Source organism: Neobacillus sp. NPDC093182 (assembly GCF_044754045.1).
The window spans coordinates 79,192-93,786 of sequence record NZ_JBIVOI010000017.1 but is presented as its reverse complement, the minus strand read 5'-3'; the positions used below and the strand labels follow the sequence as shown (position 1 = coordinate 93,786).

13 protein-coding genes and 1 pseudogene are annotated in these 14,595 nt (G+C 38.2%); all 14 read left to right on the top strand.

The window, feature by feature from the left end; all coding sequences use genetic code 11:
* Positions 1-257: 257 nt before the first annotated feature.
* Positions 258-692, top strand: a pseudogene (locus ACIQAA_RS25930) (FAD-dependent monooxygenase); the annotation flags it as partial.
* Positions 693-1,150: 458 nt separating this feature from the next.
* Positions 1,151-2,440, top strand: coding sequence for an ABC transporter substrate-binding protein (locus ACIQAA_RS25925; RefSeq protein ID WP_402625609.1), 1,290 nt, complete (start codon positions 1,151-1,153; stop codon positions 2,438-2,440).
* Positions 2,441-2,554: 114 nt separating this feature from the next.
* On the top strand, positions 2,555-3,496 hold the full coding sequence (locus ACIQAA_RS25920; RefSeq protein WP_402625607.1) for a carbohydrate ABC transporter permease: 942 nt from the start codon (positions 2,555-2,557) through the stop codon (positions 3,494-3,496).
* Positions 3,497-4,312 (top strand): carbohydrate ABC transporter permease, encoded by an 816-nt coding sequence (locus tag ACIQAA_RS25915; RefSeq protein WP_283864811.1) that lies wholly within the window; start codon positions 3,497-3,499, stop codon positions 4,310-4,312.
* Positions 4,313-4,400: 88 nt separating this feature from the next.
* Positions 4,401-5,780 carry an ADP-ribosylglycohydrolase family protein gene (locus ACIQAA_RS25910; protein ID WP_402625604.1) on the top strand — a complete coding sequence of 460 codons (1,380 nt, stop codon included), beginning with the start codon at positions 4,401-4,403 and terminating at the stop codon, positions 5,778-5,780.
* Complete coding sequence (locus ACIQAA_RS25905; protein WP_402625602.1) at positions 5,777-6,787, top strand: zinc-dependent alcohol dehydrogenase family protein; 1,011 nt, start codon at positions 5,777-5,779, stop codon at positions 6,785-6,787. The genes ACIQAA_RS25910 and ACIQAA_RS25905 overlap by 4 nt, the downstream gene beginning before the upstream one ends.
* A 320-nt stretch (positions 6,788-7,107) precedes the next feature.
* The gene (locus ACIQAA_RS25900; RefSeq protein WP_402625600.1) at positions 7,108-7,959 is read left to right on the top strand and encodes a helix-turn-helix domain-containing protein; all 852 of its coding nucleotides are present in this window, start codon (positions 7,108-7,110) and stop codon (positions 7,957-7,959) included.
* A gap of 54 nt (positions 7,960-8,013) precedes the next feature.
* Complete coding sequence (locus ACIQAA_RS25895) at positions 8,014-9,066, top strand: zinc-dependent alcohol dehydrogenase (protein WP_402625676.1); 1,053 nt, start codon at positions 8,014-8,016, stop codon at positions 9,064-9,066.
* A gap of 18 nt (positions 9,067-9,084) precedes the next feature.
* Entirely contained in the window at positions 9,085-9,897 is an 813-nt protein-coding gene (locus ACIQAA_RS25890) for a sugar phosphate isomerase/epimerase family protein (RefSeq protein WP_402625598.1), read from the top strand.
* Positions 9,898-9,917: 20 nt separating this feature from the next.
* Complete coding sequence (locus tag ACIQAA_RS25885) at positions 9,918-10,490, top strand: carbohydrate ABC transporter permease (RefSeq protein ID WP_402625596.1); 573 nt, start codon at positions 9,918-9,920, stop codon at positions 10,488-10,490.
* A 26-nt stretch (positions 10,491-10,516) separates the two neighbouring features.
* Positions 10,517-11,695 (top strand): Gfo/Idh/MocA family protein, encoded by a 1,179-nt coding sequence (locus ACIQAA_RS25880; protein ID WP_402625594.1) that lies wholly within the window; start codon positions 10,517-10,519, stop codon positions 11,693-11,695.
* A complete protein-coding gene (locus ACIQAA_RS25875) occupies positions 11,692-12,663 on the top strand; it encodes a sugar phosphate isomerase/epimerase family protein (RefSeq protein WP_402625592.1) in 972 nt (323 codons plus the stop codon). The genes ACIQAA_RS25880 and ACIQAA_RS25875 overlap by 4 nt, the downstream gene beginning before the upstream one ends.
* A gap of 121 nt (positions 12,664-12,784) precedes the next feature.
* Positions 12,785-13,522 (top strand): glycerophosphodiester phosphodiesterase, encoded by a 738-nt coding sequence (locus ACIQAA_RS25870; protein WP_402625590.1) that lies wholly within the window; start codon positions 12,785-12,787, stop codon positions 13,520-13,522.
* An 81-nt stretch (positions 13,523-13,603) separates the two neighbouring features.
* Positions 13,604-14,341 (top strand): MgtC/SapB family protein, encoded by a 738-nt coding sequence (locus tag ACIQAA_RS25865; protein ID WP_402625588.1) that lies wholly within the window; start codon positions 13,604-13,606, stop codon positions 14,339-14,341.
* The last annotated feature ends 254 nt before the right edge of the window (positions 14,342-14,595 follow it).

Below are 14,595 nucleotides of genomic sequence, written 5' to 3'. Positions count from 1 at the left end.
TAGGTAACTATGAAGCTCCTTTAGTGACCAGAGTGAAGCTTTAATAGAATTTAGGTAACTATAGAGCTCTTAAGTGACCGAAGCAAAGCTGAAAATAGAATTTGGGTAACTATAGGGCTCTTATAGTGACCGAAGCAAAGCTGAAAATAGAATTTGGGTAACTATAGAGCTCTTATAGTGACCGAAGCGAAGCTGTAAAACGAATTTGGGTAACTATAAAGCTTTTAAAGTGAGACATGGATGGCTTGAGCATCCTGGATGGACCGATTATTCAAAAAAATATTGTTTCTATGCGAAGCTTCGTGTGCGAAACAATGCGCTATGGAAATCTATTCCTCGCGGGAGACGCAGCTCATATTGTTCCTCCAACAGGTGCGAAAGGTCTAAATTTAGCAGCAGCCGACGTTCAAGTATTGGCAAGGGGCTTGAGTGAATATTATCATTCCGGTGAGGAGGATACTCTTACTCGCTATTCAGAAATTTGTCTGCGTCGCATTTGGAAAGCTCAAAGATTCTCTTATTGGATGACTACCATGCTGCATCGTAACTTTGAACATAGCTCTTTTGAGCATAATATCCAACTGGCTGAGTTAGATTATGTGACTTCCTCACAGGCAGCGGCGACCAGTCTAGCCGAAAATTACGTCGGGTTACCAATGGAAATTCAGACTAATTATTCGATAAAAATTTAAATATGTTAAGTCTGTTTTGAAAGCGAATACAAACATAACTAAAATGATTATGGCACCTTCCACACAGGAGGGTGCCTTTTAACATTTTCCTTGAGCAGTATTTATTAAAATAAATCTTTATTATATTTATTTTTTACAAAACAATAAGAAAAAGGTGGAAAGTAATTTCTAATTATTGGTGCTTGACCTGTAAAACTGTTAAATACGTATGTATTCGAGATGTATAAAATTTAAAAATAATCAAATATAATAACAATGTAAACGCTTAATTTTAGCATTTAATTGAATCAATTACCTTTTATACAGATGAAGGAGGGGTAATGGGAAGAATTTAATACCAGGTTTTCTATGCATGGCCCCGATTTAAACTTAATAGAGTTTGATATTCATATTAAAAAAATATAATCGAACTCTGATTGTTTATGTCATGTCTTATTTAAGAAAAAGGAGGCTGTATCATGAGGAGTATTAGGAATGCAAGGAAAGGGTTTCTTTCAGTTTTATTATTAATAGTTTTGGCTATTTCAGGTTGCAGCTCGAAGTCTTCAGGAGAATCCAAGAACGTTATAACGGTTCCTGATGCTGCCATCTGGGGGGAAGAAAGTTCAGCTTTACAAACTATGTATGATTTATATCAAAAAGATCACCCTGAATATAAGATTAAGCAAGTAACTATAAAGGAAGTTGAAACGGCGTTAGCTGCCGGTGAGGGATCTGATCTACTCCTAATGGACCCTTTTGTAGCAAAAGAGAGTTTTAAGCAGGGATATGTGGAGCCATTAGATAAATATTATGAAAAATATCAATATGATAAAGAGATGTTCAAATGGGCTAAGAATGCATATGCCTTTGAGGGAAAAACAATCGGAATTCCTTGGAACTACGAAGGACTGGTTCTAGTCTATAACAAGACGTTGTTTAAGGAAAACAACTGGGAGGTTCCTCAAAATTACAATGAATTGGAAAGTCTAATCAAGGAATTTAAAAAGAAGGACTTGATTCCTCTAGCATGGGGAACCGCGGATTGTGCGGATTGTGATAACTGGTGGATCACCAGCATAGTGAACAGTACATTAGGTCCGGACGGGACGAAACAACTGTTCTCCGGAGATAAAAAGTGGACAGACCCTAAAATCATAGAGGCTGTTCAACGTTATTCTGATTTTTGGAATAATGGATATCTTAGCGATAAAAAATCCCATGCTATTTCTCAAGAAGATAGCATGCAGTTATTTGCACAAGGAAAGGCTGCCATGAAATTAGACGGTACATGGTCTCTCGCATCTGACCTTCAAACAGACTTTGATATCGGATTTGCTCCATTCCCAAGCTGGGAACCTAATGGAAAGCCTGTTATACCTCTAGGAGTTGGAGGCGGTTTAGTTATTAATGCGAAATCCAAACATAAAGATCAAGTGGCAGAACTATTGAGTTATTTCTTTCATGAGGACGTTGTAGAGGAAATGGCTAAGAATGGGATTCCGGAACCAATAAATGCTGATTTCAGTAATATGGACTTAAAACCTAATGTGACTGAAGCACTGAATTTAATTAGTGGAGCTGCCGCTAAGGGAGAGACGGGTTACGTAAGTTGGTCTTATGGTTCTCCGCGTGTAGTAAATGCTATTAAGGAATTTCCAAACGTATACCTTAAGAAAACAACTCCTGAAGAATGGCTGGAAAAGTTACAAGAACTAAAAGAGAAGGATATTGTTGAAAAAACTCTTTTTGATCTAGGTAACTACTAATAAGGGTTGAAAGAAGGAGAAGAAACATTTCTCCTTATTTCTCTAAATATTTATAGTTTTCTAGATTACTGGTTCTTCTGTTAATCAATCCACTTTCAGAAAGGAGTACAGGTTATGCAAACGATAAATACGAATTTAAAAACTTCTAGTTCTGTCATTATAGATTCAAACGTACACAAGAAACAGAATAGGAAACGAAATTGGGTGGGATGGTTTTTTATTTTGCCTGGTCTTTTGGTTCATATTTTAGCCGTGACCATTCCTGCCGTCATGTCATTATATTTGCCATTCACAGAATGGAACGGACTGAATACCCCAAAGTTTATAGGCATAGCAAACTTTATTGAAGCATTCCAAGACAGTGTCGTTTTTACAGCACTTTTTAATAATATAAAATGGACTCTTTTCTGGATCACCATTCCCCTTATCTTTGCATTTTTGGTTGCGTATTTGTTGAGAAAAGTAAATAAAGGACAAACACTTTATCAAGCAACTTATTTTTCTACTTCCATTATTACCGTAACAGTAGCAGGTCAAATTTGGTTTTGGATTTATAATCCGTTCAGCGGTATTAATTTTTATTTGGATAAAGCAGGTTTAGGATTTTTAGAAGTGCCCGGTCTTACCATTCCTGCTATTGCATTATTTTCAGTCTTATTTGCTGATATGTGGAAGGGTTTTGGTACAAATGTCATTTGGTTATTAGCCGCTATGACTCAAACGGATAAATCTTTGGAAGAGGCTGCGAAAATAGAAGGTGCTAATCGCTACCAAATTTTGAGGCATGTTTTCCTCCCACAATTACGACCAACATTAACAGTTATTACTCTATTAACGATTTTAGGATCTTTTGGAGCATTTGAAATGGTTTACGTTATGACGGCAGGCGGACCAGCTCATTCTACGGAAACATTATCTACTTATTACTATTCATTAAGTACTACCGGCAGGCGGGCTGGATATGCCTCAGCTGTTGCCTTGTTCCAGACGTTTATTGCAATCTTTATCATTATTGCATTTGCATATATTAGAAAAAAGAAGGGATGGGATGTATAAATGTCAATACCAAAAATTAATTGGCGTCATATTCCTTTAATTTTAGTGAGCATATATTCTCTATTTCCAATGTACCTGCTTCTTATTAATTCCTTTAAAACAAAGTCCGAAATTATTACAAACCCAATGGGGCTGCCATCGGTTTGGACATTCGAAAACTATAGCAATGCATGGATTCAAGGGAATTATAGTGTGGCTTATATTAACACAATCATTATTACGGGAACAACCGTTATTTTAGTTGCGATTCTTTCAGGATTAGCAGCATACGGTCTTTCCCATTTGCAAACTCCTGGTTCTAATTGGCTTATGGGCTATTTGTTTATTTCTATGAGTTTGCCTGTCGGGTTTATACCTTTGTTCTTTATGGCTGTGAAATTTGGGCTAATAAATACTTACATGGGTGTCATTATCCCTTATGTTGGCGGGGGTTTTGCCTTTAATGTATTTTTACTTCGGGCTTATATGATTGGGATTCCAAAAGAGTTGGTAGAGTCCGCAAAAGTGGATGGGTGCAATTCATTGCAAGCTTTCTTTAAAATCATTGTACCGCTCAGTAAACCCGCTTTTATAATCGTGATGATCTTCTCTACACTTGGAACTTGGAATGAATTCTTTTTGGCAAATGCTTTATTACAAATAGAGGAAGTTAGAACGGTGTCAGCTCAGTATTTAAGCTTTGGAAGCAAATATAGTACAAACTGGGCACTTATGGCAGCTGGCGGAGTAATAAGTGTTATTCCAATGATTCTTTTATTCCTTTTTATGACGAGAAAGTTCGTAGCAGGGTTGCAGGAAGGTGGTGTCAAGTTTTAACTTTCATCAAGTTTAAATAAATTCTCATTAGATTTTAAGAATAATAAACTTTAAAAATTATTTATATGAACAGAAAGGACTAATTCCTATGTATTCATTATTACCGGTAATTATAGATTATGAGTTGCAACAGAAGCAAGAAGAAGGTTGTGAAGTTGGTAACTTAAGAAAGCAATTTGATGAATGGCTTTTTTCTAAAGGGTGCAGCAAAAGAGAAGTCTTCTTCGCAATCCTTGAAAAAGAATTAGTATATAACAAAGAGGATGAAAAAGAACTGGTACCAATTTATGAACAGCTTTTACAATTGACCAATCAAGAAGAATTAGAAAATCATCCTGAGGAATTAAGACATATACTGCCTCCTTCTTCAGGAGTCTTTGTAGATCCTCTAATAGACTTATCTAAGGAAGATCTGTTTGATAAAATTTATGGAGGATGGTTAGGACGTAGTGCGGGGTGTACACTTGGAAAACCAGTTGAACTTTGGCCTTATGAAAAAGTTTGTTCCTACCTTAAGCTAACGAATTCCTTTCCTCTTAACGATTATATTCCTGCCCTAGAACCAATGCCTGAGGGCTATAAATTTAAGGAAGATTCTGAAACCGCTGTAAAAAATCGAGTAGACGGAACTCCTCGTGATGATGATATGGATTATCCTATCTTAAATCTTCAAGTACTTGATAAACATGGTTCCGCTTTTACCACAGAAGATGTTGCTCAAATGTGGTTGCTAACTATGCCGTATAGACTAGTTTATACAGCTGAACGTGTTGCCTATAGAAATTTTATATTGGGAAAAATACCCCCTGATACCGCTAATTATCGTAATCCATATAGAGAATGGATCGGTGCACAAATAAGGGCTGATCTTTGGGGATGGGTAAATCCAGGAAATCCCCAAGCAGCGGCTGAAATGGCATACCGCGATGCGAAGCTATCACACACCAGTAATGGACTGTATGGTGAATTATGGGTATCGGCCATGATTTCTGAAGCTTTTGTCAGGAACAATGTAGGGGAAATCATTAATCAGGGGTTATCGTTTATCCCTCCTTCATCACGTTTAGCCAAAATGATTAACCAAGTTATTCAGTGGTCCCACCAATTTGAAAAATGGGAAGAATGCTTCCAAAAAATTCAGGAATACTATGGGGACTACAATGCAGTTCACACAATAAATAATGCTGCAATAGTAACGATGGCCTTACTATATAGTAAAGGCGACTTCCATAAAGGTATAACAATAGCAGTTATGGCAGGGTGGGATACGGATTGTAATGGTGCTACAGTGGGTTCTATCCTTGGAGTAATGAATGGAGCTTCTAAATTACCTAAGCAATGGATTTCTCCTTTAAATGATACCATTACAACTTTAGTAGGCATGGACCGTGTCATTAAAATATCTACGCTCGCAGAACGGACTATGTTTCATGCTCTTAATCATACTATTGGGGTAAATAGACAATGAGGGCAGCCGTATTAACGAAAAAAATGGAGATGGAAATTAAGGAACTTTCCATTCCATCTCCATTAGAAAATGAAGTAATCATAAATGTTAAAGCCTGTGGTATTTGTGGTACTGATCAGCATATATATCATGGGCAACCTGGGTCTGCACCTGTAGAATATCCGATCGTGTTAGGTCATGAATTATCTGGTGAAATTGCAAGACTCGGCGAAAAGGTAACTAAGTTTAAATTAGGTGACCGTGTCTCGATAGACCCGAATATATATTGTGGTGAATGTGAGTATTGTCGAGGGAATCGTCAACATCTTTGTGAAAATCTCCAAGCAATTGGAGTTACTAGAGATGGAGGAATGGGAGAGTACTGTGCTGTTCCTTCTAGTAACTGTTATATTATACCGGATGGGATTTCATTTGAAGAAGGGGCCATGATTGAACCGCTTGGGTGTGTATTGCATGGGTTTTCTCAAATAAAAATATGGCCAGGTGCCTCTGTGTTAATAGTAGGGGGCGGATATATCGGATTAATGATGTTGCAAATGGCAAAAATGTATGGAGCATTTCCAATTGTAGTAAGTGAACCTGATAAAACGAAACATGAACTTGCCATCCAATTAGGCGGTGATGAAGTAATCACCCCGGAAGAACTCTCTCAACATTTAATATGCTTTGATATCGTTATTGAGTGTGTGGGTAGAAAAGAAAGTATGGAACAGGCTGTAAAAATGGCGAAAAAAGGCGGCAATATTTTATTGTTTGGTGTAGCAGCACCGGATATGAAAATTGAAATAAGTCCATTTGATATTTTTTCGAAAGAGTTAAACTTAAAAGGATCTTTTGTCAATCCAAATACACATGGCCAAGCCATCTCGTTAGTTCAACAGGGTAAGATACAAATTAAACCTTTGTTAAGTCACTATTTCAGGTTGGAAGATATACCGACCATAATGAATGATTATCGTAAGATGAATGTAATGAAGGGAATAATCCGATATTCGGAAAAAATATAAAATAAAAGGAAGAAAATTTGGTATATCCAATTTATAAGCATGGTGCAGTTTAATTCAAAGCATTTGATGCGATAACGCAACGAGTGCTTTTTTCTCTTTTTTCTGTGGTATCCTTCTTAACTCCTAAAATACTAATAACACACGGTGGAATTTTCTATATTTTACCACCTGTAAAACAGTTAAATATCACTTTATTACAAGTCTGTTAATTTTTTTGAAAGGTCCATATAATGAATAATGTAAACCTTTTCATAGAGACAAAAAAAGTGAAACAAGCATTTTTAAAGGTTGTAACGGATGAATTTAAGGGGGAATGATCATTGCATCCAATAATGGATTATCTTTTGCAAAGTGCAGAACTCTCAATAGTGGAATTTAATATTCATGAAAGAAATGAAATGCAAACTTTTAACCGTACCCTTCCCAGTTATGTCATGTCCTATATAAAGAAAGGGGAAGCAAAGCTAAGAATTAGGGATGAAGTATATCCTTTAGCACCTGGGACCGTCGTCATCATTCCTCCCCATATTGAGCATGACCATTACAAAGAAACAAAAGATGAAACCATATTTTTATGGTGCCATTTCACTTACGAAATCGGCAGTGCTTTAGATGTAATGAAAATATTTAACCTCCCAATCACTTTTAAACTACAAAAACCTGAAATATTTGAGCGGGTTTTTGTAGATTTTGTGGAAATTACAGATTCTCAAGATTTTTTAATTAAAACCATCTTAAAAAAAGCGAAATCCTATGAAATTCTATACTTGCTGCTCGAAAACATTATGAGATCTCAGGAAAAAGTCTTTGAACAGGATCATTCGAAGGGATTCATTTCTATGCTAACCCAAATTGTAAAAAATCCCGAAAAGGAAGTTTCATTAAAAGAATTATCTAATCAGTTTCATCTGCACCCAACCTATATAAGTAATCGCTTTAAAGAATTGTTTGGCAAATCTCCTATTCAAATACAGCGGGAACTAAAAATTGACCGTGCCAAAAAATTATTAAGGTCGACCGAGATGACAGTAACTGAAATCGCATATGAGGTTGGTTTTACAGTAGTCCCGGGGTTTACTAGATTATTTAAGAATTATGTGGGCATATCACCTACCCAATATAGAAATATGAATACAAAATGGAACAGCAATACTCCGGTTGTTAAACAATAGGGTAACCCCTTTTCTATAGTAAAAGTAAAAAGAAAATTGAGGAGGATCAATATGATAAAACAATTAGTCGCGGTGGCACCGCATAAGGCAGCTATCTTGGAATGTGAGGATCGCACAATAAATGCAAATGAAGTGAGGGTTCAGGTAGATTTCGCTTCACCGAAGCACGGTTCGGAGCTGGCGGGTTTTAGAGGAGAAAGTCCACACATGGATGAGTATTATGATGAATCTTGGCACACCTTTTTACCACGTCCCGAAACCGATAAAAAGGGCGTTAATTTCGGAAATTGGAATCTAGGAAACCAATGGGTAGGCATCATCACTGAAGTAGGCTCAGAGGTTGTCGATTACAAGGTTGGGGACAGGGTTTGCGGTTATGGCGGAATCAGAGAGACCCATATTGTTAATGCAGTAAATAACTTTTACCTATTAAAAATGCCAGAAGAGATGTCTTGGAAAAGTGCCGTGTGTTTTGACCCCGCCCAGTTTGCATTGGGAGGAATCAGAGACGCCCATGTTAGGACAGGAGATCGTGTTGCTATTATAGGGTTGGGTGCTATTGGGCAGTTGGCAGCACAAATGGCCAAATTAGCAGGAGCTAGCTATGTTGCAGTTGTTGACCCTATTGAAAAACGCCGTCAAGTTGCATTACATACTGGTGCAGATGAAGCCTTCGATCCCCTCAAACAGGATGTAGGCTTGGAATTAAAGAAAGCAACCAATAAATTAGGTGTCGATGTTGTCATCGAAACAAGTGCGAATGAATTTGCCCTTCAGCAGTCGTTAAGAGGATTGGCATACGGAGGTACCATCGCATATGTTGGCTGGGCTCGTCCGTTTAAAGGTGGTTTGGATCTTGGCAGAGAAGCCCATTTTAATAATGCCAAAATTGTATTCTCCAGAGCATGTAGTGAGCCCAATCCGGATTACCCCCGTTGGAGCTGGAGACGTATTGAAGAAGCTTGCTGGAAAATGTTGTCGGAAGGAATGCTTAATTGTGAAGGCATCGTAGATCCGGTGGTTCCTTTTGAAGAATCTGCGTCAGGATATGAAAGAAATGTAGATTTGTTTCCAGATCAAAGCGTAAAGCTGGGAGTTAAGTTTTAATGAACAGGAGGAAAAATAGTGAAATTTGCCTTGCAGGATAAGTTAACCGGATTAAAAAATTATCAGGAGATTTTTGAGGTGGCTTTAAGCCTTGGCTTTGATGGAGTGGAAATTACCCATTTTGAAGGCCCATTAACTAAAGAGACTTCACGTTCAATTCTTCATGCTTCACATGCAACAGGAATTCAGGCAAGTGCAGTTTGCGGAGGTTATAACCATTGGATTGGGGATTTTGATGAAACGAATCGACTCGAAGCCGTCCAAGGCATCAAATCATCATTGCAATATACCGCTGAGATTGGTGCGCAAGGCTTAATTGCCCCAGCAGCTTACGGGATGTTTTCAAGAAAATTGCCGCCTTTTCATCCTCCTAGAGGTGTGGAAGGGGATCGAAAAGCCTTGCTGGATTCCTTAACAAGAATTGCAGAGGATGCTGAAAAATTTAATGTTAATTTTTTCCTAGAACCCTTGAACCGGTACGAAGATCATATGTTAAACACCGTTTCCCAAGCTGTTTCACTCGCGAAGGAAGTCGGCAGTGACAAGATAAAAGTAATGGCAGACTTTTTTCACATGTCCATTGAGGAATCAAAAATAGAAGAGGCAATATCTTTGTATCATCCTTATATAGGTTATTACCATTTGGCAGACAGTAACAGGCTGGAACCGGGAAAAGGCCACACAGATTTTGCCGAACCTCTTGCTCTTTTGAATAACATCCAATATAAAGGGTTTTTGTCTTATGAATGTGGTTTAAGTGGTGAAGCGGAAAAGTCATTGCTAGAGTCTATTACATTCTTAAAAAACACACAAAAAATAGCCCAAGCTTAAGGGGGATCGTAATCTTAATCTTGGCCACTCTTGCAGGTTATTCTTTCGGGAAGTTGAAATTTCCCGGCAAAAATGCACTCTTTTACTTGTTTTTACTTGGTTTAATGGTGCCGATTCAGGCGATGATTATTCCGTTATATTACAACATCCAAGGTATGGGGCTTATCAATACCTTTTGGGCCATGATTATTCCGAATTTCGGTCTTTCAATGCCTTTTGCCATATTTATGATGCGGGCATTCTTTAAAGATCTTCAGGATGAGCTTATGGACTCTGCCAAAATTGACGGATGTAACGAGTTTCAAACCTTTTTCCGCGTATACCTTCCTTTGATGGTGCCGGCAATCACCTCTTTATTTGTTTTTGAGTTTATGTGGGCCTGGAATGATTTCTTGTTGCCGCTATTGTTTGTTTATGATGATGCTTACCGGACTTTGCCACTTGGATTGATGTATTTCTTTGGTGAATATACTGCTGATCAATCCTTAATCGCTGCAGGTGTAAGTATTTCAATTGTACCGATTATTGTTGTTTATATTATTTTCCAAAGAAAGTTCATTGAAGGGATTACGGCAGGTTCTGTGAAGGGATAATAACTGTTCAGTGGGAGAGATAAATAATGGAGAAAATAAAAGTTGGAATTATCGGAACAGGGTTTATTGGACCTACTCACATTGAGGCTATTAGAAGGCTTGGTTTTGTGGAAGTAGTAGGTTTGGCGGAAACGAGTATGGAAATGGCGAAAAAAAAAGCAGCTGAGTTTGCCATTCCAAAAGCTTTTGGTGATTATCGTGAAATGCTGAAAGACAGCGAGATTCAGGTTGTGCACAATTGTACGCCAAATCATGTGCATTTTATGATAAATAAGGAAATTATTTTGGCAGGCAAGCATGTCATTTCTGAGAAACCGTTGGCGATGAATATTCAAGAGTCAGCAGAATTGCTGGAGCTGGCAGAGAAACATGGTGTTGCCCATGGAGTGAATTTTAATTATAGACAGTATGCGACTGTCCAAAACTTACAAGCAAAAATTGCAAACGGGGACCTTGGAAAGGTGAACCTTGTCCATGGCAGCTATCTTCAAGATTGGTTATTGTATGAAACAGACTTTAACTGGCGTCTTGCCCCGGAAGTGGGTGGTAAATCCCGGGCAATTGCCGACATTGGTTCCCATTGGTGTGATACGGTCCAATTTGTAACTGGAAAGCGGATTGTGGAAGTTTTTGCCGATTTGGCAACCGTGGTTCCTGTCAGAAAGAAAGCCAAAAATGCGATTGCTACTTTTAGTACACAAACTTCAGATGAACAAGAATATGAAGAAGTTCCAATCCATACAGAAGATTATGCATCCGTTCTTGTCAGGTTTGAAGATGGTGGAAGAGGAGTCTTTACCGTCTCCCAAGTTAGCGCTGGCCGGAAAAATAGATTAAGCTTTGAAATCAATGGCAGCGAATGCTCCGTTTTCTGGAATCAGGAAGAACCTGAAAAATTATGGATTGGACATAGGGATCGAGCGAATGAAACTCTATTGGCGGATCCTTCCCTGTTTACGGTAGAAGCAAGGTCACAAATTCATCACCCCGGCGGACACAATGAGGGCTGGCCAGATGCACTAAAGAATATGATGCGGAATTTCTACTCTTTTGTTCGCGATGGCAAGAGCCTGAAATCAGACAAGCCAAATTTTGCAACATTTAAAGACGGCCACAATTCTATGTGTATCACAAATGCCATCTTGGAAAGTAACGAGCATCAAAAATGGGTGAAGGTTCAGACTTCAAAGGAGGTATATGCATGAAACTAGGGGTATTTACGGTTCTATATCAGAATCTGCCTTTTGAAGTGATGTTGGATAAATTGGCGGACATGGGAGTGGAGGCAGTGGAATTGGGAACCGGGAATTATCCCGGCAATCAACACTGTAATCCGGATGAATTGCTCTCATCTCCTGAAAAAATAAGGTCTTTCCTGCGTGCAATCGAAAGCAGGGGTTTAATGATTAGCGGATTGAGTTGTCATGGAAATCCTTTACACCCAGATAAAAAAATGGCTAAAGCTTCTCACGATGTATGGAGACAAACCGTTTTGTTGGCGGAACGTTTGAGTGTCCCTGTTGTAAATGGCTTTTCCGGCTGTCCAGGTGATTATGAGGGAGCCATGAATCCTAATTGGGTTACATGTTCATGGCCGAGGGAGTATGCAGATGTTCTTAACTGGCAATGGAACGAGGTGGTTATTCCTTATTGGAAAGAGGAGGCGAAATTCGCTAAACTTCATGGAATTAATCAAATTGCTCTTGAAATGCATCCTGGTTTCGTGGTCTACAATCCGGAAACTTTGCTCGAATTAAGAGATTATGCAGGTGAAAACATTGGAGCAAACTTTGACCCAAGCCACTTGTTTTGGCAGGGAATTGACCCGGTTGAAGCCATTAAAATTCTTGGTCGTGAAAAAGCCATCTTCCACTTCCATGCAAAAGACACTTATATGGATCAGGCAAACATTAGAAAAAACGGTGTTTTAGATACGAAACATTATGGCAATATCCTGGATCGCTCATGGTCATTCCGTTCAGTAGGATACGGGCATGATGAAAAAATATGGAAGGATATGGTCAGTGCCCTTCGTACTGTAGGATATGACTATGTTCTCTCCATTGAACATGAAGATAAGCTTGCTTCTATCGATGAGGGTCTAAATAAAGCGATTTTGGCTCTGCAGGGTATCCTGTTTAAAGAGCAATTAACTGAGATGTGGTGGGCATAAAGTAAAGGTCCTAAATGAGCACTAGATTTGGAATGAAAAAATAGAAATAGCAAAAAAGAAAGCAGTGAATTTCGTTATGAAATAGCACTGCTTTTGCATTTATAAATATGGAGGGGTTTTTATGCCATTGTGTATGGCTCACAGGGGTTTTTCGGGGATAGCACCCGAAAATACGTTGATCGCTTTTGAAAAGGCGTTGGAATTGGATTATGTTACTTCAATTGAATTGGATGTCCAGCTATCCAAAGATGGAATTCCAGTGATTATCCACGACTTTTCGTTAGAACGGACAACGAATGGTTTCGGGTTTGTTAAGGATAAAACGTTTCATGAATTAAAGGAATTGGACGCTGGCAGCTGGTTTTCAAATCAATATGCCGGAGAGAAAATACCGAGTTTGGAAGAGGTATTGAAATTATTGAGGAACAAAGACTGTTTTGTAAATATCGAGTTAAAAACAGCTGGCGGCCGATACAAAGGGTATGAACATACTATTATTGACTTGGTTAAGAAATACGATTTAGAAAAAGCAGTATGTTTGACCTCGTTTGACCACGAAGTCATAAAAAATATTAAAAGCATAGAGACGGAAATAAGGACAGGTTTAATCATCGAGGGAAATCCTGTATTGTTAAAGGAACAATTGTTGGATTGCGGGGCTACTATTCTTTCAATTAACGTTAATTTCCTGACTTTTGAATTAGTGGAAAGATTGAAGAAGAATCATATTGATATCGTTACCTGGACAGTTAATGATACTGCAACGATGGAAAAAGTTATCGGGATTTCGAAGGAAATTTATATCTGCACAAATTTCCCTGACAGATATTTGGAAACAGTAACAAAAATGAATAAATAATTAGGCAATCCCATTCATTTATAAAAGTAATGTTACAGCCTCATAAAGAAGGGCCCTATAAAATGAAATAAGGTGAAGTAAATGGATTTTATAAATTACAATTTTAACCCAAACGATCTCCTGTTTGTGAAGCGCCTTGGGTTATCTGCCCTGCTTGGGTGCATGATTGGCTGGGAAAGAGAGTATTCAAATAAAACAGCAGGGTTAAAAACACATCTGTTGGTATCATTGGGAAGCTGTTTGTTAATGCTCCTGTCTATTTATGGTTTTTTGGAATGGATAAACCATCCAAACGTCCGTTATGACCCATCACGTTTAGCCGCACAAGTCATAAATGGCATCGGTTTTTTGGCAGCAGGTTCTATATTGGTGAGACCAAATTTAGTTGTGTCTGGGCTAACTACTTCGGCTTCACTTTGGGTAGCAATGGGAATTGGATTGGCAGTTGGTTCCGGAAATTATTTCATGGCCATGGCAACTACAACACTCGTACTTCTGGTATTAACCATTATCCCGCGTATTGAGGAGCGGCTTATAAGAAGATCAAGATGGGATATAGATCTCCTTGTGGAGGATAAACCAGGTGTGCTTGGAAAAATTACATCATTCTTAGGAGGACACAATATCAATATTTTAAAAATAAATACATCTATCTTAAAAGACTCAGATTATCAAGTTTGTATAAAAATAAAGGTGAAAACAAGAAAAGGATTAGATGATGTCCTAATTGGAGTTCAGAGGATTGAGGGAGTCATTGAGGTATCCAATAATATGGTCGATATGGGAAAGCGTAATCAGCTTAAAGCATCAAATCTATGAATATAATGTTTACCAATAAAGACCATTAGGCTTTTCCCATAATATAAACTGCCAATTTTTGAAGATATAATAAAGCTGAATGGAGAAATAACTAGATTTGCTTTCACTTTAAAGATTATGGGAGGTTAAAATAATGGTAGAAAAATAATCAGTGGTCCATTGACAGTTGCTTCGAACCTAGTCTGGCTGAAGAAACGCGCAAAGATCTTTACACAGGTTGGAAAAAAGCAGTGAAGGCATCAATGGCATTTAAA